General features: G+C 72.8%; 15 protein-coding genes and 1 pseudogene. 10 read left to right on the top strand and 6 right to left on the bottom strand.

Translation table 11 applies throughout. The annotated features are described in order from the left end of the window. Positions 1-2,462, bottom strand: a 2,462-nt coding sequence (locus ABD296_RS37955; RefSeq protein ID WP_344279057.1) for an ATP-binding protein, incomplete at its 3' end; no start/stop codon positions are given. A 65-nt stretch (positions 2,463-2,527) separates the two neighbouring features. Here ABD296_RS37955 and ABD296_RS37950 point away from each other — a divergent pair. Next, a pseudogene (locus ABD296_RS37950) lies at positions 2,528-3,202 on the top strand (RNA-guided endonuclease InsQ/TnpB family protein); the annotation flags it as partial. A 199-nt stretch (positions 3,203-3,401) separates the two neighbouring features. Here the strand turns inward: ABD296_RS37950 and ABD296_RS37945 are convergent. From ABD296_RS37945 to ABD296_RS37925, 5 genes are read right to left on the bottom strand one after another with little or no spacing between them, the layout of a single operon-like run. Then, complete coding sequence (locus ABD296_RS37945) at positions 3,402-4,829, bottom strand: rhamnulokinase (RefSeq protein ID WP_344279054.1); 1,428 nt, start codon at positions 4,827-4,829, stop codon at positions 3,402-3,404. Beyond that, the gene (locus ABD296_RS37940) at positions 4,826-5,404 is read right to left on the bottom strand and encodes a LutC/YkgG family protein (protein ID WP_407061558.1); all 579 of its coding nucleotides are present in this window, start codon (positions 5,402-5,404) and stop codon (positions 4,826-4,828) included. The genes ABD296_RS37945 and ABD296_RS37940 overlap by 4 nt, the downstream gene beginning before the upstream one ends. Positions 5,405-5,442: 38 nt before the next feature. Further along, complete coding sequence (locus tag ABD296_RS37935; protein WP_344279048.1) at positions 5,443-6,897, bottom strand: LutB/LldF family L-lactate oxidation iron-sulfur protein; 1,455 nt, start codon at positions 6,895-6,897, stop codon at positions 5,443-5,445. Then, positions 6,894-7,607, bottom strand: coding sequence for a (Fe-S)-binding protein (locus ABD296_RS37930; RefSeq protein ID WP_344279045.1), 714 nt, complete (start codon positions 7,605-7,607; stop codon positions 6,894-6,896). The genes ABD296_RS37935 and ABD296_RS37930 overlap by 4 nt, the downstream gene beginning before the upstream one ends. Next, positions 7,604-8,704 carry a LacI family DNA-binding transcriptional regulator gene (locus ABD296_RS37925; protein WP_407061557.1) on the bottom strand — a complete coding sequence of 367 codons (1,101 nt, stop codon included), beginning with the start codon at positions 8,702-8,704 and terminating at the stop codon, positions 7,604-7,606. Before ABD296_RS37925 ends, ABD296_RS37930 begins: the two co-directional genes overlap by 4 nt. A gap of 298 nt (positions 8,705-9,002) precedes the next feature. Here ABD296_RS37925 and ABD296_RS37920 point away from each other — a divergent pair, with 298 nt between their 5' ends. From ABD296_RS37920 to ABD296_RS37880, 9 genes are all read left to right on the top strand, one after another. Then, positions 9,003-10,541 (top strand): sugar ABC transporter ATP-binding protein, encoded by a 1,539-nt coding sequence (locus ABD296_RS37920; protein ID WP_344279042.1) that lies wholly within the window; start codon positions 9,003-9,005, stop codon positions 10,539-10,541. A gap of 3 nt (positions 10,542-10,544) precedes the next feature. Continuing rightward, positions 10,545-11,684 carry an ABC transporter permease gene (locus tag ABD296_RS37915; protein ID WP_344279039.1) on the top strand — a complete coding sequence of 380 codons (1,140 nt, stop codon included), beginning with the start codon at positions 10,545-10,547 and terminating at the stop codon, positions 11,682-11,684. After that, positions 11,681-12,709 (top strand): ABC transporter permease, encoded by a 1,029-nt coding sequence (locus ABD296_RS37910; RefSeq protein ID WP_344279036.1) that lies wholly within the window; start codon positions 11,681-11,683, stop codon positions 12,707-12,709. The genes ABD296_RS37915 and ABD296_RS37910 overlap by 4 nt, the downstream gene beginning before the upstream one ends. A 76-nt stretch (positions 12,710-12,785) precedes the next feature. Further along, positions 12,786-13,871, top strand: a complete 1,086-nt coding sequence (gene rhaS / locus ABD296_RS37905) for a rhamnose ABC transporter substrate-binding protein (protein WP_344279033.1) — start codon at positions 12,786-12,788, stop codon at positions 13,869-13,871. Between the two features lie 21 nt (positions 13,872-13,892). Next, positions 13,893-14,225 carry an L-rhamnose mutarotase gene (locus ABD296_RS37900; protein WP_344279030.1) on the top strand — a complete coding sequence of 111 codons (333 nt, stop codon included), beginning with the start codon at positions 13,893-13,895 and terminating at the stop codon, positions 14,223-14,225. Positions 14,226-14,282: 57 nt separating this feature from the next. Further along, on the top strand, positions 14,283-15,449 hold the full coding sequence (gene rhaI, locus ABD296_RS37895; protein ID WP_344279027.1) for an L-rhamnose isomerase: 1,167 nt from the start codon (positions 14,283-14,285) through the stop codon (positions 15,447-15,449). Between the two features lie 101 nt (positions 15,450-15,550). Then, on the top strand, positions 15,551-17,599 hold the full coding sequence (locus ABD296_RS37890; protein ID WP_344279024.1) for a bifunctional aldolase/short-chain dehydrogenase: 2,049 nt from the start codon (positions 15,551-15,553) through the stop codon (positions 17,597-17,599). Between the two features lie 186 nt (positions 17,600-17,785). After that, the gene (locus tag ABD296_RS37885; protein ID WP_344279021.1) at positions 17,786-20,278 is read left to right on the top strand and encodes an alpha-L-rhamnosidase-related protein; all 2,493 of its coding nucleotides are present in this window, start codon (positions 17,786-17,788) and stop codon (positions 20,276-20,278) included. Between the two features lie 9 nt (positions 20,279-20,287). Further along, a complete protein-coding gene (locus ABD296_RS37880; RefSeq protein ID WP_344279018.1) occupies positions 20,288-22,492 on the top strand; it encodes an alpha-L-rhamnosidase-related protein in 2,205 nt (734 codons plus the stop codon). The last annotated feature ends 15 nt before the right edge of the window (positions 22,493-22,507 follow it).

Raw genomic sequence — 22,507 nt, 5'->3', positions numbered from 1 at the left:
CTCCGCGCGCGCGCCCGCGCCCGCCGCGCCCGCTCGGCGTCGCCGGGCAGCGCGGGATGGGCGATGGCCTCGGCGATGTCGGCCCAGCCCGCGGCGCCGGGGCCGTCGTCCTGCGCGGCCCGCACGCAGGCGAGCTGCTCGGCGCACATCACCAGCGTGCTGAAGTCGAGCCCCTGCGTGCCGTCGCCGCACGCCGCGATCAGCGCCTCCGCGCCCTCCTCGGTGCGGCCCGCGTTGATCGTCGCGGTGGCCAGCGCCACGTGCGCCATGTGCGTCCACCACTCGCCCGACCCGGTGTCGCTGGCGACCGCCTCCTCGGCCGCCCGCAGCGCCCGGTCGTGGTCACCGGCCCAGCTGGCCGTCAGGCACTGCTGGATCAGCCCGTAGGCGAGCACCTCCGGGGAGCGCAGCTCGCGCCCGACGGCGGTGGCCTCGTCGGCGTCCGCGGCGGCCTCCGCCAGCCGGCCGCGCATCATCAGCACCCGCGACCGCCCGGCGAGCATGTAGCCGAGGATGAACGTCTGCCCGGTCGCCCGGGTGATCGCCACCAGCCGGTCGGCGTGCCGGATCGCGTGGTCGTACATGCCGAGGAACGTCTCGGCGAACAGCAGCCAGACCATGTAGTCCAGGCAGTCGGCGAAGTCGCCGTCGGACGCGGCGGAGAACCGCTGGTCGGCGGCCTCGGCGTAGGCGATCGCCTCCGCCACCTCGCCGCGCCCGTACGACACCATCGGACGCATCGCCGCGACCGCCGCGACCAGGCCCGGCCCCCACTGCGGCGCGCTCTCGGGGATCGTCTCCAGGACGGCGTGCGACCCGCGCGTGTCGATCCGCTGGATCCGGTCGGCGACCAGCCGGATCCGCAGCAGCACCGCCTCGGGCGTCTGCCGGTCGGTGATGCGGCGCAGCTCGTCCAGCACCAGCGCACGCGCCTCGTGGATGCGGCCGATCTGCCGGTCCATCACCGCGCACAGTTGCACCGTGCGGGCCCGCCGGACGGTGTCGTCCAGCGGCAGCAGGCCCAGCAGCGTGCGGGCCGTCTCGCGGCCCTCCTCGGCGTGCCCGCTGACCGCCTGCACGTGCGCGAGCTCCATCAGGAGCTGGATCCGGTCCGGGTAGGCGCCGGACGGGTCCGTGCCGTCCGGCATCAGGCCGAGCGCCGCCTCCAGCCAGTACCCGGCGGTGCCGGGCGCCTGGGGCGCGACGGCGCGGGCCGCCTCGACCAGCGTCCCGATCGCCGCGGGGTCGCCGAACCGGGCCGACCGCAGCACGTGGTGGGCGCGCACCGCCGCCGGGGCGCCGAGCTCGGCCAGCCGCGCCGCCACCCGCGAGTGCGCCGCGAACCGCCAGCCCGCCGCCGTCGAGGCGTAGGCGACGTGCCGCACCAGCGGATGCCGGAACCGGAACCGGCCGCCCGACGTCGGCCGGACCACGTCGTGCGCGGTCAGCGCGTCCAGCGCGGCGAGCGCGTCCTCCTGCGGCATCTCCGCGGCGACCGCCGCCAGCGCCGGCTCGAACACGTCCGCCGCGACGGCCGCGCCGCGCGCCATCAGCAGCGCCTCGGGCGGCAGCGCGCTCAGCTCCACCTGCAGGGCGGTCCGGACGGCGGGCGGCACCTCGGTCAGGTTCGCCACGCCCCGCTCCCAGTCCCGCCCCTCGATCCCGTCGGCGCCGAGGACGCGGTCGCCGTGCCGGCCCATCCGGGCCAGCGCCTCCAGGTAGAACGGGTTGCCGCCGCTGGCCTTGTACAGCGACTCGGCGCGGGCGCGGGGCACCTCCGGGCCGAGGAACTCCTCCACCTCCCCGCGGGTCAGCGACTCCACCGGGACCCGGGTGCCCACCAGCCCGGCCGCGTCCGCCAGCGCCGCCAGCCGCGGCGACGCCTGCGCGGGCCGGTAGGCGACCGCGACCAGCACGTTCGCGCGCGGCGGGTGCCGGACGAGGTGGTCCATCAGCTCGATCGTCGCGTCGTCGGCCCAGTGCAGGTCGTCCAGGATCAGCACCAGCCCGGACGGCGCCGCCAGCCGCTCCAGCAGGTGCCGGACGCTGCGGTGCAGCTGGTAGCGGGCGACCGGGTCGGCGGCCCCCTCGGCGGCGCCGACGCGCTGGGGTTCCCCGCCGGGGCCGGCGACGCGGTCGGCGAGCGCGGGGAAGATGGTGCCGAGCAGCCGCAGCGCGCCGGGCGACAGGTCGGGGGCGTCGTCTTCCAGCCGGTCGTCGAGCGCGTCGACCACGGCGCCGAACGGCATCTCCTGCTCGAACTCGGCGGCGCGGCCGGCCAGGTAGGGCAGCTTGCGGGCGGTCGCGCCGTCGGCGAGCTCGTTCAGCAGCCGGGTCTTGCCGGCGCCGGGCTCGCCGACCAGCGCCAGGAAGCCGTAGCCCGTGGCGGTCGCGTCCAGCGCGCGGTCCAGCGCGCCGAGCGCCTCGCGTCGCCCCACCAGCGGAGCACCGGCGTCGCTCATCGGATACCTCCGAGGAGACCCCCGCCTTCGGGCGAGGGAGGAATCGGGCCGTTGGGCGGCAGAGCGTTGATACCTCTGCGGCATTGACCGAATGGAAGACGACCGAGGAGTCGGCGTCGCGAGCCTGCGCCGAGTACACCCGCTCGGCGTTCACGTTCCGGGACGGTGAACTGAGACTGGCGAAAATGCCGGGCCCGCTGAAAATCGTGTGGTCGCGTCCATTGCCGGGGAGCGCGCAGCCGTCCACCGTGACCGTCAGCAGGGACGCGGCCGGGCGGTGGTTCTGCTCGATCCTCTGCGAGGACCGCATCGCCCGCCCGGCACCGGTCGACCGGGCGGTGGGCGTCGACGCCGGGCCCACCTCGCTGGTGGCCCTGTCGACGGGAGAGAAGGTCACCAATCCCCGGCATGAGCGCCGCGACCGCGAACGCCGCGAGAACCAAGTGGTCGTGATCGAGGACCTGAACGTCCGTGACAGGGTCGCCAACCGTTGCCCGGCGCGTGCGAAGTGCGGCGAGTGCGGTACTCGGCATGACCGGGATGTCAACGCCGCCCGCAACATCAGGGCCGCCGGGCCGGCGGTCTCGGCCTGTGGAGCCGGTGTCAGACCTCAACGGGAGTCCTCCCGGACGGGGCAGTCGGCTGCGAAGCAGGAAACCCAACCGGCGACGGTTGGAATCCCCCGCTTTCGGGCGGAGGAGCAGGCCAAGTCCACACCCCAACAGGAGGACACGCCGTGAGCATGCTTGTCGTCGTTGTGGTCCCCGGTCCTTCAAGCGGGTTTTACCTTATCGGGTCGAACGTCAATAAGAGCGGGGCAACACGCCTTGTGCGTCTATCAACCGCCGCCGCGCCCAGCATGTCAACCGCGGGTTGGTAAACCGTCCCACCCCCGTGACACCGTCCGGTCCCTCGCGTCCCGCCGCCGGGCGGGCCGGCTCAGCGGCCGAGGCGGGCGGCGGCTTCGGACCAGCGGGCGGTGTCGCCGGACGGCTCGTAGCGGCGCAGCGGCTGCGTCGCGGCGACCAGCGCGCGCGATTCGGCGAGGGTGCCGGCGAGGCCGTGCGCGCGGGCCTGGGTGAGGACGTTGCCAAGCGCCGTCGCCTCGACGGGACCGGCCACGACGGGCAGCCCGGCGGCGTCGGCGGTCAGCCGGCACAGCAGCTCGTTGCGGCTGCCGCCGCCGACCAGGTGGACCACGTCGATCTCCTGCCCGGACAGCCGGGACGCCTGCCGCAGCGTGGCGCGGTGCGCCAGGGCGAGGCTGTCCATGATGCAGCGGACGGTCTCGGCGTGCGTCGCGGGCTCGGGGAACCCGCGGCGGCGGCAGTGCGCGGCGATCCGCGCGGGCATGTCGCCCGGCGGCAGGAACTCGGGGTCGTCGGGGTCGATGAGGCTGCGCAGGCCCGGGACGTCCGCGGCCTCGGCGAGCAGCGCCGGCAGGTCCGGGTTCCCCCACGCGCGCATCGACTCCTGCAGCAGCCACAGGCCCATGACATTGCGCAGGTAGCGGACGGTGCCGTCCACGCCGCCCTCGTTGGTGAAGTTCGCCTTGCGGCTCGCCTCGGTCAGCACGGGTTCGCGCAGTTCGACGCCGACCAGCGACCAGGTGCCGCAGGAGATGTAGGCGAACCGGTCGGTGGTGGCGGGGACGGCGGCGACCGCGGACGCGGTGTCGTGCGACCCGACCGCCACGACCGGGAGCGTCACCGGGTGGCCGGTCTCCTCCGCGACGTCGGGGCGCAGCGTCCCGAGCATCTCGCCGGGCTCGCGGATCGGCGGCAGGACGCCGGCGGGCAGGCCCAGGCGCGCGAGCAGGTCCTGCGACCAGGCGCCGTCCCGCACGTCCAGCAGGCCGGTCGTGGACGCGTTGGTCCGCTCGGCGCCGACCGCGCCGGTCAGCCAGTGCGCGAGCAGGTCGGGGACCAGCAGCAGCGTGCGGGCGCGCGCCAGGTCGTCGGCGGCGAGCTGGTAGACGGTGTTGAACGGCAGGAACTGCAGGCCGGACGTCTGGTACAGCAGGTCGTCGCCGACCTCGGCGCGGATCCGGTCCATGACCCCGTCGGTGCGGGCGTCGCGGTAGTGGACGGGGTTGCCGATGAGCCTCCCGCCCGCGTCGAGGAGCCCGTAGTCGACGGCCCACGAGTCGATGCCGATCGACGCGAGTCCGGCGGGCGCGGCGCGCAACCCGTCCAGGACGTTGCCGTAAAGGCCCAGGATGTCCCAGTGCAGGGTGCCGTTGACGCGGACCGGGCGGTTCGGGAACCGCCGGACCTCCTCCAGCTCCAGCGTGCCGGGCCCGACCCGTCCGGCCATCACGCGCCCGCTGGACGCGCCGAGGTCCACGGCGGCGAAGGTCTCGGTCATTCGGCGATCACGACTTCCAGATTGCGGGGGCCGTGCACGCCCTCGACGCGCTTCAGCTCGATGTCGCTGGTCGCGGACGGCCCGGACACGAACGTCAGCGGGCATTGCGGGTCGAGCCGCTCCAGCGCCTCCGGCACGTCCGGCGCCACCTGGTCGGCGAGCACGATGATCAGGTGGTGGTCGGGCACGAGCGACAGCGCGCGCGGGCCCTGCGCCGGGCCGTGGTCCAGGACGATCGTCCCGGTCTCGGCGATCGCGGCGGCGCAGCCGGTGACCGCGCCCGCCAGCCCGTCGAGCGCCGCGACGTCCGGGCCGCGGACCAGGTCGCCGGTGACCCGCGACGTCCACTCCTCCGGCAGGCCCACCGGGACCCCGTAGACGCCCGGACGGGCGGCGAGGCGCTCGGCGACCATCGCGGCCAGCCCGGACGCCGGTACCCGCAGGACCGTCGCCCGGTAGTCGGCGACCCGCTCGGCGAACAGGTCGAGCACGCCGTCCTCGTGGTGGCGGCGCAGGTAGCCCCGGTCGATCGCGGCGTACCCGGCGGCGACGTCGGCGGCCGGGCGGGCGGGCATGATGCCGTCGATCCGGCGGAGGATCTCCTCGCGCGCGTTCACCGGTCCTCCTCCTTGCGTCCGCCGTCGGTCCGTTTCCACCAGGCGCGGAACGACTCGGGCGGCGGCGCGGGCGCGTCCCGCGTCTCGGTCCAGGCGCTCAGCGGCCCCGGCAGCCGCCGGATCCGGCCGCGCGGCGCGACGATGCGGCGGCTCGCGGACGCGGCGCGCTGCGCGAGCGCGAGGCGGGTGGGGGAGCGCAGCGTCCACCCGGCCGCCGTCATCGCCACCCGTTCGAGCGGATGGCGCGGGCCGCTCTCCACCGCGCGCGCACGCAGATGCACCAGCACCTCGGGGATGTCGATGGCGACCGGGCACGCCTCGAAGCACGCCCCGCACAGCGACGACGCGTACGGCAGCGACGCGTCCACCTCCGACCCGATGCCCCTGATCTGCGGCGACAGGATCGCGCCGATCGGGCCCGGGTAGGGCGAGCCGTAGGCGTGGCCGCCCGCGCGCTGGTAGACCGGGCACACGTTCAGGCACGCCGAGCAGCGGATGCAGCGCAGCGCCTGGCGGCCCACCTCGTCGGCGAGCGTGTCGGTGCGCCCGTTGTCCAGCAGGACCAGGTGGAACGTCTGGGGGCCGTCGCCGGGATGCACGCCCGTCCACGTGGAGGTGTAGGGGTTCATGCGTTCGGCGGTGGACGAGCGGGGCAGCAACTGGAGGAACACCTCCAGATCCCGCTGGCTCGGCACGAGCTTCTCGACGCCCATCACCGAGATCAGCGTCTCGGGCATGGTGAGGCACATCCGGCCGTTGCCCTCCGACTCCAGCACGACGAGCGTGCCGGTGTCGGCGACCGCGAAGTTCACCCCGGAGATCCCGACCTTCGCCGACAGGAACTTGGCGCGCAGGTGGCGGCGCGCCGCCTCCGCCAGCGCGGCGGGGGAGTCGGTCAGGCCCTCTGGCACGTCCTCCATCTCGCGCAGGAAGATGTCGCGGATGTCGGACCGGTTCCGGTGGATCGCCGGGACGAGGATGTGCGACGGCCGGTCGTGCCCGAGCTGGACGATCAGCTCCGCGAGGTCGGTCTCGTAGGCGGTGATGCCGTCCTCGGCGAGCGCCTCGTTCAGCCCGATCTCCTGCGTGGCCATCGACTTGACCTTGACGACCTCGGTCTCGCCGGTCGCCTTCACCAGGTCCGCGACGATCCGGTTGGCCTCCGCGGCGTCGCGCGCCCAGTGGACCGTCCCGCCCGCCTCGGTGACCTTCTCCTCCAGCTGCCTCAGGTAGTGCCCGAGGTTGGCGAGGACGTGGTCCTTGATCTGCTTGCCCGCCTCGCGCAGCGCGTCCCAGTCGTCCAGCTCGGCGACGGCGGCGGCGCGCTTGTCGCGGATCGTGGTGGTGGCGTGCGCGAGGTTGCCGCGCAGCCGGGTGTCGGCCACCGCGCGCCGCGCCGCGTCCGGGAACGACGGCATCCCGACATAGGTCGGCATCGCATCGGTGCTCATGACGGGTCCTCCTCGGTGGACGCGAGGATCTCGGCGAGGTGGACGGTCCGCACCCCCGCGCGGGTGCGCGTCAGCGCGCCCCCGATGTGCATCAGGCACGAGTTGTCGGCGGCGCACAGCGCCTCCGCCTTGGTCTCGCGGACGGCGGTCACCTTGTCCGCGCACATCGCGGCCGACACCTCGGAGTTCTTCAGCGCGAACGTCCCGCCGAACCCGCAGCACTCCCGCGCGTCCGGCAGGTCGACCAGGTCGATGCCGCGCACCTCGCGCAGCAGCCGCAGCGGCCGGTCGCCCACGTGCAGCATCCGCAGCGAGTGGCACGTCGGGTGGTAGGTGACGCGGTGCGGGAAGTACGCGCCGACGTCGGTGACGCCGAGGACGTCCACCAGGAACTCCGACAGCTCGTACACGCGGGACGCGACGCCGGCGGTGCGCGGCGCCAGCTTCGGGTGCCAGTCGCGGATCATCGCGCCGCACGACGCCGACGGCGTCACGATCGCGTCGTAGGGCTCGAACGTCTCGGCGAACCCCTTCACCATGTGCAGTGCCTGCGTGCGGTAACCGGTGTTGAGGTGCATCTGGCCGCAGCAAGTCTGCGACTCGGGGAACTCCACCTCGTGGCCGAGCCGCCGCAGCAGCCGCACCATCGCGCGCCCGGTCCCCGGGTACATCGTGTCGTTCACGCAGGTGAGGAACAGCGCGACCTTCATGCCTGAGTGATCTCCCGGTCTTCGGCGGCGGCCCGGCTGGACTCGCGGACCACCAGCTCCGGCTGGAACATGACCTGCTGGTGGGCGTGCCCGCGCGACTCGTCGCACTCCTCGAGCAGCAGCTCCGTCGCGATGCGGCCGAGCTGGTAGGTGGGCTGCCGCACCGAGCTCAGCGGGACGGCGGCCGCCGCGGTGAACTCGATGTCGTCGTACCCGATCAGCGCCACGTCAGCCGGCACCTTCACGCCGGCCTGCAGCAGCACCCGCAGCACCCCGAGCGCCAGCAGGTCGTTGGCGCAGAAGATCGCCTCGGGCAGCGGGTCGCCGGACTCCAGCAGCCGCCGCGCGGCCTCCTGCCCGGCGCGGGCGTTCATCGCGCCGACCGGCACCTCCCGCAGCACGTCGCGGCCGAGGCCCGCGTCGCGCAGCGCCCGCAGCGCGCGGCGCCGCCGGCCCGCGCACTGCCGCAGGCCGGGCGGGCCGGTGACGAAACCGAGCGTGCGGGCGCCGGCGTCGCGCAGGTGCCGCACCGCCAGCTCGCCGCCCGCGACGTCGTCGACGGCGACCGAGCACTGGTTGGCGCGCGGCGTCGGATGGTCCAGCAGCACCACGGGCACGCCGCGGTCGCGCAGCCCGTCGGCGCCGTCGCCCTCGTCGCCGACCGGGGTCAGCAGCACGCCGCGGACCCGCTGCTCGGCGAGCACCCGCAGGTTGCGCTGCTCGCGCTCGTCGGACTCGCCGGACGAGGAGAGGATCACCGCGTAGCCGCGCTCGCTGGCGACGTCCTCGACGCCGCGCGCGACGTCGGTGAAGAAGGGGTTCGCCAGGTCCAGCACCATCAGCCCGATCGTGCTGGAGTGCCCGGCGCGCAGCGTGGACGCCGACCCGTTGCGGACGAACCCGAGCTCCAGGATGGCCTGCTCGACGCGGGCGCGCGTCGCGGCCGCGACCCGCTCGGGCCGGTTGAGCACGTTGGAGACGGTGCCCGGCGAGACGCCGGCGTGCGAGGCGACCTGCTTGATGCCGACCGTGCCGGTGCCGGCGGGAGCGCCCGACGCGGTGCCGGTTCCGGGGCGCCCGGTGTCGTCTGTGCTCAATCTGTGCCCCCGGTCGCTCCGCTGGTGTGCCGCCGCTCACTTTGGGACATCGGATTAAAACGTGTCAACCCCGCTGTCGGAACCGCCGCGCCCAAACCCGGCTGTCCGGACCCGGACGGAGGAACTTCGCAAACTCGTCCGCACCCGGTGGCGCAAGGGTTTCCGCAGGGTCCCGGGCCCTCCCGGCCGAAGTTCCCTCTTGACGGGTGCTCCGGCTCACATCTAGCGTCCTCCGCAACATCCTGTTAAAACGTTTTTCATCCATCCGTCACAGACTCCCCGTCCGAGGAGGGTGGCCATGAGTGCACCCGGCAGGCCGACGCCGCCGACATTGGCACTGGTCAACGTGAGTAAGTCGTTCGGTGCCGTGCGTGCCCTGCAGGGCGTCACCCTCGAGCTGCACGCCGGCGAGGTGCACGCGCTCGCCGGTGAGAACGGCGCGGGCAAGTCCACCGTCGTAAAAACGTTCGCAGGCGTGCACCGCCCCGATGCCGGCGAGGTCCGCGTCGACGGCGAGCCCGTCGCGTTCAACGGCCCCGCCGACGCGCAGGCCGCCGGCGTCGCCGTCATCTACCAGGAGCCCACGCTGTTCCCGGACCTGTCGGTCGCGGAGAACATCTTCATGGGCCGCCAGCCGCGCGCCGCGCTCGGCCGCATCGACCGCCGCACCGTGCACGCCGAGACCGCGAAGCTGTTCGAGCGGCTCGGCGTCGCGCTCGACCCGGACCAGCCCGCCCGCGGGCTGTCCATCGCCGACCAGCAGGTCGTCGAGATCGCCAAGGCGATCTCCCGGGACGCGCGGGTGCTGATCATGGACGAGCCGACCGCGGCGCTCACCGGCCAGGAGGTCGCCCGGCTGTTCAACGTGACCCGCACGCTGCGCGAGCAGGGCTGCGCGATCCTGTTCATCTCGCACCGGCTGGAGGAGATCTTCGAGATCTGCCAGCGGGTCACCACCCTGCGCGACGGCACCTACATCGGCACCGACAGGGTCGAGGACATCACCGCCGACGACCTCGTCCGCCGCATGGTCGGCCGCGACCTGGACGCGCTCTACCCCAAGCAGGACGTGGCGCCCGGCGAGGTCGCGCTGAAGGTCAGCCGGCTGACCCGCGAGGGCGCCTTCACCGACATCTCCTTCCAGGTGCGGCGCGGCGAGATCGTCGCGCTGGCCGGGCTGGTCGGCGCGGGCCGCAGCGAGGTCGCCCGCGCGATCTTCGGGGTGGACCGCTGGGACGCCGGGGACGTGGAAGTGGCAGGGAAGAAGCTGCCCGCGGGCAGCCCCACCGCCGCGATGTCGGCCGGGCTCGCGCTCGTCCCCGAGGACCGCCGGCAGCAGGGCCTGGTGATGGACATGTCCATCGAGCGCAACATGGGCCTCACCCAGCTGCGGTCGCTGCGCAAGGAGACCGGGCGCGGCCCGCTCATCTCCCGGAAGGTCGAGCGCGACCGCGCCGCCGACTGGGCGCTGCGGCTCCAGCTCAAGTACGCCCGGCTCACCGACACCGTCGGCGTCCTGTCGGGCGGCAACCAGCAGAAGGTCGTGCTCGCCAAGTGGCTCGCCACCGAGCCGACCGTGCTGATCGTGGACGAGCCGACCCGCGGCATCGACGTCGGCACCAAGGCCGAGGTGCACCGGCTGCTGTCGGAGCTCGCCGCGCAGGACCTCGCGGTGCTGATGATCTCCTCCGACCTGCCGGAGGTGATCGGCATGGCCGACCGCGTCCTGGTCATGCACGAGGGCCGGCTCACCGCCGAGATCGCCCGCGCGGACGCGACCGAGGAGAGCGTGATGGCCGCCGCGACCGGGCGCGCCGGAACCGGAAAGGCGGCCTGACCCATGACCGTGCTCACCCAGTCCCCGGCCAAGCCGGGATCCGGCGGGCCGCCCGGCGGCGGGCGCCGCCTGGTCGAACTCGTCCTGCGCGCCCGCGAGCTGAGCATCCTCGGCGCGCTGGTCGTGCTGGTCATCGGCACCGAGCTCGCCAACCACCGGTTCCTGTCCGGGCAGGGCGTCAAGGACATCTTCCTCAACGCCTCCATCCTGGCGCTGCTGGCCGTCGGCCAGTCGATGGTCGTCGTCACCCGCAACATCGACCTGTCGGTCGGCTCCGTCGTCGGGCTCGTCGCGTTCACCACCGGCAAGTTCGCCTCCGGCGGCGACCGCAACGTCGTGCTGGTGGTGCTGCTCGGGATCGTCATCGGGCTCGCCTGCGGCCTGGTGAACGGCCTGCTCGTCAGCTTCTGCAAAGTGCCGGCCCTGGTCGTCACCCTCGGCACCCTCTACGTGATCCAGGGCCTGGACTACCGGATCGCGCACGGCGACCAGATCGGCGCCGCCGACCTGCCGTCCTCGGTGCTGTCGCTCGGCAACGACTCCATCCTCGGCGTCCCGTACCTGCCGGTCATCACCGTCGTCGTGATGCTGATGATCGGCTACTACCTGCGCTCCTACTCCTCCGGGCGCGAGTTCTACGCGATCGGGTCCAGCCCCGAGGCGGCGAGCCTGGCCGGCATCTCCATCCGCCGCCGCGTCCTCACCGCCTACCTCGTCAGCGGCGCCCTCGCCGGCCTCGCCGGGGTGCTGTGGCTCGCCCGGTTCGGCACGGTCGTCGCCGACGCGGCGCACGGCTGGGAACTGAAGGTCGTCAGCGCCGTCGTCGTCGGCGGCGTCGCGATCACCGGCGGCGTCGGCACCGTCTACGGCGCGGTGCTCGGCGCCCTGCTGCTCACCACCATCGGCAGCGTGCTGGTGGTGCTCAAGGTCAACTCGTTCTGGCAGGACGCCATCACCGGCGTCCTCCTGCTCCTGGCGATCAGCGTGGACCGGCTGCTGGCCCTGCGCGTCACCAAGGCGCTCAAGCAGCGGTCGCTGGAGTCCGGCGTCCACCGCGACGACGGTGCCCCGGCGCCCGCGGCGGCCGCCGAGGCGACCGCGTCGACGACCAAGGACGAGGCGCCGAAAGGAAAGGTGTCGTGACCACTGACACGAAGAGCGCCCCGCGCGGCCTGGGCCTGGGCCGGCTGCTGCGGTGGGAGACCGCCGTCACGGCCCTGCTGGTCATCGTCTTCGCCGGCGGCGCCGGCACCTCGCCCGACTTCGCGAACTCCGACAACCTGTCGTTCGCGCTCGGCGACCTCAGCGAGATCGCCCTGATCGCGCTGCCGATGACGCTGCTGGTGGTGTGCGGGCAGGTCGACCTGTCGGTCGCGTCCGTGCTCGGCCTGTGCAGCGCCCTCACCGGCAAGCTGTGGGAGGGCGGCATGGCGATCGAGACGATCATCCCGATCGTGCTGGTCGTCGGCGTCGTCTGCGGACTGGTCAACGGGCTGCTGGTCACCCGGCTCGGGCTGCCCTCGCTCGCGGTGACGATCGGCACCATGACCCTGTACCGGGGCCTGGCGTACGTGGTGCTCGGCACCGAGGCCATCTCCGAGTTCCCCACCCGGTACACCGACCTCGCGACCGGGTCGATCCCCGGGACGCCGATCCCGTACCCGATCGCGCTGTTCGCCGTCCTGGCCATCGTCACCGCGGTGGTGCTGCACGCCACCGGCGTCGGGCGGTCGCTGTTCGCGATCGGCTCCCAGGAGGACGCGGCGTACTTCGCCGGCATCCGGGTCAAGCGCCTCAAGCTGCTCCTGTTCGTGGTGTCCGGCCTGGTCGCCGGGTTCGCGGGCATCGTCTACACGCTCCGCTACGGCAGCGCCCGCGCCGACAACGGCCTCGGCCTGGAGCTCACCGTCATCGCGGCGGTGCTGCTCGGCGGCATCGACTTCGACGGCGGCAAGGGCACCCTCGGCGGCGTCATCGCCGCGGTGCTGCTCATCGGCCTGCTGCGCAACCTGCTGATGCTCAACGACGTCTCCACCGAGGTCCAGTCGATCGTCACCGGGCTGCTGCTCATCATCAGCGTCCTCACCCCGCGGCTGATCGCCGTGGTGCGCGAGGCACAAGGCCGGCGGCGGGGCGCGCGACCCGCGGTCCCCGCCGCCGCCCCATGATCCCGCCACCGCGTCCCCCCGCCGCGTCCGACAACCCACCCCAGAGCACGACCTGGAATCCCGAAAGGCACTCGTGATGACCCTTCGTTTGCGCGCCCCGCGCCGCCTCGTGGCCGTCGCGTCCGCGGGCGCACTCGCCCTCTCCCTCGCCGCGTGCGGCGGCACCACCAAGGACTCCTCGGACGACTCGGGGAGCAAGGCCGCCGCGGGCGGCGAGAAGGCGGACCCGAACGCGCCCCTGAAGAAGGGCCTGAAGATCGCGTTCCTGCCCAAGCAGGTGAACAACCCCTACGAGACGATCGTCGACAACGCCGGCGTCGCCGCCGCCAAGGAGTACGGCGGCTCGGCGAAGGAGGTCGGCCCGTCCGACGCGTCGGCGTCCTCGCAGGTGTCCTACATCAACACGCTGATCCAGCAGCGGCACGACGCGATCCTGATCGCCGCCAACGACCAGAACGCGGTCTGCGGCCCGCTCAAGCAGGCCATGGCCAAGAAGATCAAGGTCGTCGCCTACGACTCCGACACCGCGCCGGAGTGCCGCAACGTCTTCATCAACCAGGCCAGCTCCGAGGAGATCGGCCGCAGCGAGGTCAAGCTGCTGGCCGACCAGATCGGCGGCAAGGGCGACATCGCGATCCTGTCGGCGACCGCGAACGCCACGAACCAGAACACCTGGATCAAGTACATGCAGGACGAGCTGAAGAAGCCGGAGTACTCCGGCATGAAGCTCGTCAAGATCGCCTACGGTGACGACGACGACCAGAAGTCGTTCCAGCAGACGCAGGGCCTGCTGCAGGCGTACCCGAACCTGAAGGGCATCATCTCGCCCACCACGGTCGGCATCGCCGCCGCGGCCCGCTACATCGACGGCTCCAAGTACAAGGGCAAGGTCACGCTGACCGGCCTCGGCACGCCGGACCAGATGCGCAAGTTCATCAAGGACGGCACGGTCAAGTCGTTCGAGCTGTGGGACCCGAAGAACCTCGGCTACCTCGCCTCCTACGCGGCGGCGGCGCTGGCGTCCGGCCAGATCACCGGCAAGCAGGGCGAGACGTTCAAGGCCGGCAAGCTCGGCGAGCGCACCATCGGCGCCAACGGCGAGGTCATCCTCGGCCCGCCGACGGTCTTCGACGGCAAGAACATCGACCAGTACCACTTCTGATCCCGCTGGTTCGGATCAGACATGGCGTCCGAAGGCACGAAGCGCGTCTGCTTCCTGCTAAAGGTCCGGCAGGACCGCCTGGAGGAGTACAAGCGACGCCACCAGGCGGTCTGGCCGGAGATGCGGGAGGCGCTGCGCGAGACGGGCTGGCACAACTACTCGCTCTTCCTGCGCGAGGACGGCCTGCTCGTCGGCTACCTGGAGACCGGCGACTTCCAGGCCGCGCAGGAGGCGATGGCCCGCACCGGCGTCAACGCCCGCTGGCAGGCGGAGATGGCGCCGTTCTTCGAGGACCTCGACGGCCGCCCTGACGAGGGGATGCGGCCGCTCCCCGAGGTCTTCCATCTCGACTGAGGGCCGCCGCCCCGCCCGGCGGCGGCCCCGGACAGCAGAAACGTGAGGTTGCAACCCGTGAACGACACCAGCGCGGTGAAGGACGCCCTGCGCCGCCAGCAGATCGAGACTCCCTCCTGGGCGTACGGCAACTCGGGGACCCGGTTCAAGGTCTTCGCCCAGCAGGGGGTGCCGCGCACCCCGCAGGAGAAGATCGACGACGCCGCGCAGGTGCACCGTTTCACCGGCGTCGCGCCCAGCGTCGCCGTCCACATCCCGTGGGACAAGGTGGACGACTACGCCGCGCTGGCCGCGCACGCCAAGGAGAAGGGCGTGCGGATCGGCGCGGTGAACACCAACGTGTTCCAGGACGACGACTACAGGCTCGGCAGCGTCACCAACCCGGACCCGAAGGTCCGCCGCAAGGCCCTGGACCACCTGCTCGAGTGCGTCGACATCATGGACGCCGTCGGGTCCAAGGACCTGAAGCTGTGGTTCTCCGACGGGACGAACTACCCGGGCCAGGACGACATCCGCACCCGGCAGGACCGGATGGACGAGGCGCTCGCCGCCGTGTACGAGCGGCTCGGCGACGACCAGCGGTTCCTGCTGGAGTACAAGCTGTTCGAGCCGGCGTTCTACATGACCGACCTGCCGGACTGGGGCACCTCCTACGCGCACTGCCTCAAGCTCGGCCCGAAGGCGCAGGTCGTCGTGGACACCGGGCACCACGCGCCCGGCACCAACATCGAGTTCATCGTGGCGTTCCTGCTGCGCGAGGGGAAGCTCGGCGGGTTCGACTTCAACTCCCGCTTCTACGCCGACGACGACCTGATGGTGGGCGCCGCCGACCCGTTCCAGCTGTTCCGGATCATGTACGAGGTGGTGCGGGGCGGCGGCTACGACCCGGCGACGGGCGTGGCGTTCATGCTCGACCAGTGCCACAACATCGAGCCGAAGATCCACGGCCAGATCCGCTCGGTGATGAACGTGCAGGAGGCCACCGCGAAGGCGCTGCTGGTGGACGCGGACGCGCTGCGCGCCGCGCAGGACGGCGGCCACGTGCTGGAGGCGAACGCGGTGTTCATGGACGCCTACAACACCGACGTGCGGTCGCTGCTGGCGGAGCTGCGCGAGGAGATGGGCCTGCACCCCGACCCGGTCGCCGCCTACAAGGCGTCCGGCTACTTCGAGCGCGTCGTCGCCGAGCGCAAGGACGGCCAGGCGGCCGGCTGGGGCGCCTGACCCCGCCGCCGACCCGAACACGCCGCCGACCCGGACAGGCCGCCGAACCCGGCACGCACCGACTCCGACAAGCCGCCGAATCCGATAAGGAGAGAGCACCGATGACCACTCCACCCGAGGTGGAGCAGCTGCTGGAACGGGCCAACACCCTCGGCTCGGACCCGCGCAACACCAACTACGCGGGCGGCAACGCCTCGGCGAAGGGCACCGTCACCGACCCCGTGACGGCCCGCGACGTCGAGCTGATGTGGGTGAAGGGCTCCGGCGGCGACCTCGGCACGCTCACCGAGAAGGGCCTGGCCGTGCTGCGGCTGGACCGGATGCGCGCCCTCGCGGACGTCTACCCGGGCGTCGAGCGCGAGGACGAGATGGTCGCCGCGTTCGACTACTGCCTGCACGGCAAGGGCGGCGCGGCGCCGTCCATCGACACCGCGATGCACGGCCTCGTCGAGGCGGCGCACGTCGACCACCTGCACCCCGACTCCGGCATCGCGATCGCGACGGCCGCCGACGGCGAGGAGCTGACCCGCCGGATCTTCGGCGACCGGGTCGCGTGGGTGCCGTGGCGGCGCCCCGGCTTCCAGCTCGGCCTGGACATCGCCGCGATCAAGCAGGCGAACCCGCAGGCGATCGGCGTGGTCCTCGGCGGGCACGGCATCACCGCCTGGGGCGCGACGAGCGAGGAGTGCAAGGCCAACTCGCTCGACATCATCCGCACCGCCGAGGCCTACATCGCCGAGCACGGCAAGGCCGACCCGTTCGGCGAGGTGATCCACCCGGTGCTGCCGGAGGACGAGCGGCACGCCCGCGCCGCCGCGCTGTTCCCGCTGATCCGCGGCCTGGCGTCGGCCGACCGGCCGCAGGTCGGGCACTACACCGACTCCGAGGCCGTCCTCGACTTCGTCTCGCGCGCCGAGCACCCGCGGCTCGCCGCGCTCGGCACGTCCTGCCCGGACCACTTCCTGCGCACCAAGGTCCGGCCGATGGTGCTGGACCTGCCGCCGGACGCGCCGCTCGACGACGTCAAGGCCCGCCTGAAGGAACTGCACGCCGCCTACCGCGAGGAGTACGCGGCCTACTACGACCGGCACGCCGCGCCGGACTCGCCGCCGATGCGCGGCGCGGACCCGGCGATCGTCCTGGTCCCCGGTGTCGGGATGTTCTCGTTCGGCGCGAACAAGCAGACGGCGCGGGTCGCCGGCGAGTTCTACGTCAACGCGATCAACGTGATGCGCGGCGCTGAGGCGCTGTCGTCGTACGCGCCGATCGACGAGTCGGAGAAGTTCCGCATCGAGTACTGGGAGCTGGAGGAGGCCAAGCTCCGCCGGATGCCCAAGCCGAAGCCCCTCGCGACCCGCGTCGCGCTGGTGACCGGCGGCGGCTCCGGGATCGGCGCGGCCACCGCCCGCCGCCTGGCCGCCGAGGGCGCCTGCGTCGTCGTCGCCGACCGCGACGTCGCCGCGGCCGAGAAGGTCGCCGCGGAACTGGGCGCGAACGCGCTGCGCGTGGCGGACGTCGCCGTCGCGGTCGGCGCGGACGTCACCTCCGAGGACGAGATCGCCGCGGCCGTGCGGGACGCGGTGCTGGCGTTCGGCGGCGTCGACCTCGTCGTCAACAACGCCGGCCTGTCGATCTCCAAGCCGCTGCTGGACACCACCGTCGCCGACTGGGACCTCCAGCACGACGTCATGGCGCGCGGCTCGTTCCTGGTCTCCCGGGAGACCGCCCGGGTGATGATCGAGCAGGGGATGGGCGGCGACATCGTCTACATCGCCTCGAAGAACGGCGTGTTCGCCGGCCCGAACAACATCGCCTACGGCGCCACCAAGGCCGACCAGGCTCACCAGGTCCGACTGCTCGCCGCCGAGCTCGGCGAGCACGGCATCCGCGTCAACGGCATCAACCCCGACGGCGTGGTGCGCGGCTCGGGCATCTTCGCTGGCGGCTGGGGCGCCAAGCGCGCCGCCGTCTACGGGGTGGAGGAGGAGAGGCTCGGCGAGTTCTACGCCCAGCGGACGCTGCTCAAGCGCGAGGTGCTGCCCGAGCACGTCGCGGCCGCCGTCTTCGCCCTCACCGGCGGGGACCTGACCCACACCACCGGACTGCACATCCCCGTGGACGCCGGAGTCGCCGCCGCCTTCCTGCGCTGACCCCGCCGTCCCCGCGATGCAGGTTCGGGCCGGCGGCCCGGACCGCGCGCCGGCGCCCGGCACTCCACTGCCGGGCCGCCGCGCCGTCCCCACCCGGGCCGCCGGCCCTCCCTCCATGGGCCCGCTCGACCAAGTGAACCCGAAGGGATAACGATGCCCCCTGCCGAGAAGTTCGCATTAGCCCGCGTGTCCGCCGTCACCTCCCTCGCCCTCGCCGCGGCCGCGCTCGTCGCCGTGCCCGCCGGCGCCGCGTCCGCGTCCGCCCGCGACCCGCTCGGCCTGCCGTCGCTGTCGCGCGCGGGCCACTACGTCCTCGCGCCGTCCGGCCGGACGGTCCGTCCCGCGAAGGCGGGGGAGGCGTACGGGGTCAACGGCGACTACGTGTCCGCCGACTCCGCCGCGTCCGAGACCGATGGGCACGACCTTCAGGCCGGTGCGTCCACGACCGGCAAGGCCGACGGCGTCATGGTCCGCCAGACCGGCGGCAAGGCCGGCGCGGGCTTCGGCTACACGCTGCGCGGCGGGCCCGGCCCGGTCACGCTGCGGGTCGAGGAGGCCGGAAGCGCGACCGCCCACTACGAGGTCCTGGTGAACGGGACGGTCGTCCACGAGCGCAAGCCCGACCCCAAGCAGGCGGGCGTGTGGAGCGGCGACAAGGACGGCCTCGTCCACTACGCGGTGAACGTCCCGGCTCGGGTCGCCGGGTCGGCCGGGACGATCAAGGTCGAGTTCCGCAACGCCGACGACCCCGGGCAGGGCGCCCGCATCCACGCCGTCTGGACGCTCGCGCAGGACGGCCGCGCCTCCGCCGCGCCCTACGGCGCCACGGTGCGCAACCCGCTGGGAGCGTTCCACGGCGGGACCACCACGCTCGCCTCCAACGAGTACGGCCGCCCCTACGTCGTCTACGACTTCGGCAAGGAGGTCGGCGGGCAGGTCCAGGTGACGGCCGACGTCCGCAAGGGCACCCCGAAGCTCGGCCTGGCCTTCAGCGAGAGCGACCAGTACCTCACCACCGCGTCCGACTACAGCCAGGACCCCGTCGGCCTGGCCACCGAGACCCACTACCTCGACACCAAGAGCGGGCGGGCCGCGATGACCGACCCGGTCATCCGGGGCGGGTTCCGCTACCTGATGGTGTTCCTGGACGGCCCCGGCGAGGTGCGCCTTTCCGACCTGCGGCTGAAGTTCACCGCCGACCCCGCCAACCCCGACCTCGACGGGTACAAGGGCGCGTTCCTGTCCAGCGACGCCACCCTGAACCGGCTCTGGTACGCGGGCGCCTACACCGTCCAGATGGCGACGATCGACCCGAAGACCGGACGCCCCTACCCGGGGCAGGAGGGCCCGGTCCGCAACGACGCGATCGTCGGCGAGGGCGACAGCGTCATCAGCGACGGCGCCAAGCGCGACCGGATGATCTGGGGCGGCGACAACGCCGTCTCGGACGCGGTGTCCTACCTGACGACCGGGCAGAGCGACCCCGCCGCGAACGCGGTCGCGTTCATGGCCAAGGGCCAGTCGCCGCAGGGCCAGATCCCCGGCCTCTACCTGACCGACAAGCTCGGCTACAACATGGGCTGGGGCGAGTACGCGGCCTGGTGGGTCAACAACTACTGGACGCACTACCTCTACACCGGCGACAAGGCGTTCTTCGGCAAGTGGTACGACGCCATGAAGAAGAACGTGGCGTGGATGCAGTCCAAGGCCGGTTCCGACGGGCTGCTCGACATGAAGGGCGCGGGCGGCACCTGGGGCTACGGCAACGAGGGTAAGGGCACGTACGTCTCGTCCCTGTACGTCCACGTGCTGGGTCAGGCGGCGCAGGCCGCCGAGGCGCAGGGCGACGCGGCGCTCGCCAAGACCTACCGCGACAATGCCGCCCGCACCGCCAAGGCCGTCAACGACAACCTGTGGGACCCGGCCGCCGGCGCGTACAAGGTCGGCCCCACCGACGGGAACCACCCGCAGGACGGCAACGCGATGGCGGTCGTCGCCGGAGTCGCCACCGGAGACCGTGCGAAGTCCGTGCTGAAGTTCTTCGGCGACAGGCTCGCCGACCCGCACGGCGACCTGACCGTGGACAAGGCGGGCGGCGTCGTCCCGCAGTACATCAGCCCGTTCGTGTCCGGGCAGTCGCTGCTGGCGTACACCTCGCAGGGCGACATGGCGGGCGCGATGTCCGTGCTGGGCCGCACCTGGTACCCCATGCTCGGCAAGGACACGCCCGGCACGCTGTGGGAGAACGTCAGCACGGCCGGCGCGCCCCAGCTCGGCTCCTACACCAGCCTCTCGCACGGCTGGGCCGCCGCACCGACCTCGTTCCTCACCAACCAGGTCCTCGGCGTCACGCCGTCGTCGGGCGGGTTCTCGACCTTCACCGTCTTCCCGCACCCGGCGAACGGGCTGAGCTGGGCAGAGGGCAAGGTTCCGACGCCGCACGGCGACATCACCGCAGCCTGGAAGCAGCGCGGCAAGACGTTCACGCTCCGCGTCGCCGCGCCGGGCGGCACGACCGCCACGGCGGGGGTGCCCGCGTCCGGCGCGTCCGAGGTCCGCGTGAACGGCTCGGTCGTCTGGCGGAACGGCACCCCGGTGAGACCGGGCGTCACCGTCCGCGACGGCCTCGTGCAGGTGCCGGGGCTGACCGGCTCTTCCGTCCTGACCGCCTCCCGCTGACCTGGAGTGATGATGGTTCCCCCCACCGCTCGCCGCTCCCTCGCCCGTGCCGCCGTCGCCGCCGCCCTGGCGGTGTCGGGCACGGCCGCCCTCGCCCTGCCCGCCGCCGCGTCCCCGGACGGCCCGTGGCAGGACGCCTCCTACACCCCGCACCAGGGCCAGTGGCGCCCGTACGTGCTGTCGCCGTCGAGCCGCACCGTCCGCCCCGTCAAGGTCTACAAGGCCGACCCGCGCCAGGGCGCGATCGACGGGTCGCCGGACGCGGCGCTGCGCGACGGCGGCGGCTCCGTCCGGCTCACCGGCGCCGCCGACCGCACCGGCTCGCCGCTGCTGGTCATCGACTTCGGCAAGGAGGTCGCCGGGCACCTGAAGGTCCGGGTGAAGGGCGCCTCGTCCACGCCGCCGAAGCTGCGCGCCTGCTTCTCCGAGTCGATCGAGTACGCCGCGCTGGCGCCGGACGCCAACAACGGCGAGGGCAGGATCGCGCCCGGCTGCGACACCGCCAACATCTGGAACGGCTTCCCCGGCCAGCCGTACACGCAGGACACCGACAGCCACGCCCTGCCGCTGGACGGCAAGAAGCTGCCGGCGACCGTCCGCGACGGCGTGCTGCGGGGCGGGTTCCGCTACGCGACGCTGTTCCTGGACGGCCCCGGGACCGTCGACATCGACGGCATGTCCGTCGACTTCACCGCCGCCCCGAACCAGCGGGACCTGGACGGCTACCAGGGTCACTTCCTGTCCAGCGACAACGAGCTGAACAAGATCTGGTACGCGGGCGCCTACACCGTGCAGGTGAACACCGGCGCGTCCAACACCGCGAAGAGCTGGCCGTACGCCTCCGGCGAGGGCGACCACGCGGACGCGCAGGTCCCGCACGCCGACCCGAGCAAGTCCGTCATCTACGACGGCGGCAAGCGCGACCGGATCGTCTGGCAGGGCGACCTGGCCGTGCAGGCGCCCGTCACGTACCTGTCCACCAACGACCTGGAGGCGGTCGACAACTCGCTGTCGTCGCTCGCCGCTCAGCAGCTCCCGGACGGGTTCATGCCCGCCGAGAGCCAGGTGGGGCAGCACAACGCCGACGAGCTGCGCACCTACGGCGAGTACGTCACCTGGTTCGTCAACAACATGTACGAGCACTGGCTCTACACCGGCGACCGCGCCTACCTCGACAAGTGGTGGCCGCAGCTCACCAAGGCGACGGCCTGGCTGGAGTCGGTCCGCGCCCAGGACGACAAGGGCCTCATCGCCTTCGACAAGGCCGGCTCCTGCGGCCACTACGGCTACTCCGACTGCGGCCACGAGACCTACGTCAACGCCCTGTACGCCCGCAACCTCACGCAGATGGCCGCGATGGCGAAGGCGCGCGGCGACGCGTCCGCCGCCGCGACCTACGGCGACCGGTCCGCGACGGTGAAAAAGGCGATCAACGACCAGTTGTGGGACGACGAGGCGGGCGCCTACCGGCTGTCGCGGGAGATCCCCGGCGCCTACCCGCAGGACGCCAACGCCACGGCCGTCCTCGCCGGCGTCGCCGACGGCGACCGCGCCACCCGCGCCCTCGCCTACCTGCGCAAGAACAACTGGGCGCAGTACGGTTCGCTGACCGTCTCGCAGAAGACCCCCAACGCGAGCCTGCCGCCGTTCTACGCGCCGCTTCCCAGCTCGTTCGAGTCCGACGCCCGCCTGGACACCGGCGACGCGTCCGGCCTCGACCTGATCCGGACGTTCTGGGGCCACCAGCTGCGGCAGGACCCCGGCTCCACGTTCTGGGAGCACATGCAGCCGGACGGCACCCCGAACCTCCAGCAGTTCTCCAGCCTCGCGCACGGCTGGGCGAGCGGCCCGACCGTCACGCTCACCACCCGCGTCCTCGGCGTCCAGCCGACCGGCCCCGGGTACTCGTCGTGGGCCGTCGTCCCGTTCACCGGCGGGCTGAAGTGGGCCGAGGGGACCGTCCCGACGCCGCGCGGCGCCATCGCCGCGTCGTGGCGGACGACCGGCCACGTGTTCCGGCTGGACGTCACCGCGCCGCGCGGCACGTCCGGCCGCCTCGCCGTCCCCGTCACCTCCGCCACGTCCCACGTCACCCTGGACGGCCGGACCGTCTGGTCGCACGGCAAGGCCACCGCGCGGGGCGTGACCGGCGATGGGAAGTACGTCTACGTGGACGGCGCGCCGTCCGGCCGCCACACCCTGACGGCCAGGTAACAGGAAGGAACAGGC

This window comes from Actinomadura napierensis (assembly GCF_039529375.1).
GTDB lineage: Bacteria > Actinomycetota > Actinomycetes > Streptosporangiales > Streptosporangiaceae > Spirillospora > Spirillospora napierensis.
The sequence above is the reverse complement of the archived record's forward strand: the minus strand, read 5'-3'. Positions and strand labels throughout refer to the sequence as shown.

Coding starts and splice junctions, on each gene's coding strand:
- ABD296_RS37945 (WP_344279054.1), bottom strand. CDS start 4,829: ATGACCGAGACCTTCGCCGCCGTGGACCTCGGCGCGTCCAGCGGGCGC.
- ABD296_RS37940 (WP_407061558.1), bottom strand. CDS start 5,404: ATGCCCGCCCGCCCGGCCGCCGACGTCGCCGCCGGGTACGCCGCGATC.
- ABD296_RS37935 (WP_344279048.1), bottom strand. CDS start 6,897: ATGAGCACCGATGCGATGCCGACCTATGTCGGGATGCCGTCGTTCCCG.
- ABD296_RS37930 (WP_344279045.1), bottom strand. CDS start 7,607: ATGAAGGTCGCGCTGTTCCTCACCTGCGTGAACGACACGATGTACCCG.
- ABD296_RS37920 (WP_344279042.1), top strand. CDS start 9,003: ATGAGTGCACCCGGCAGGCCGACGCCGCCGACATTGGCACTGGTCAAC.
- ABD296_RS37915 (WP_344279039.1), top strand. CDS start 10,545: ATGACCGTGCTCACCCAGTCCCCGGCCAAGCCGGGATCCGGCGGGCCG.
- rhaS (WP_344279033.1), top strand. CDS start 12,786: ATGACCCTTCGTTTGCGCGCCCCGCGCCGCCTCGTGGCCGTCGCGTCC.
- ABD296_RS37900 (WP_344279030.1), top strand. CDS start 13,893: ATGGCGTCCGAAGGCACGAAGCGCGTCTGCTTCCTGCTAAAGGTCCGG.
- ABD296_RS37890 (WP_344279024.1), top strand. CDS start 15,551: ATGACCACTCCACCCGAGGTGGAGCAGCTGCTGGAACGGGCCAACACC.
- ABD296_RS37880 (WP_344279018.1), top strand. CDS start 20,288: ATGATGGTTCCCCCCACCGCTCGCCGCTCCCTCGCCCGTGCCGCCGTC.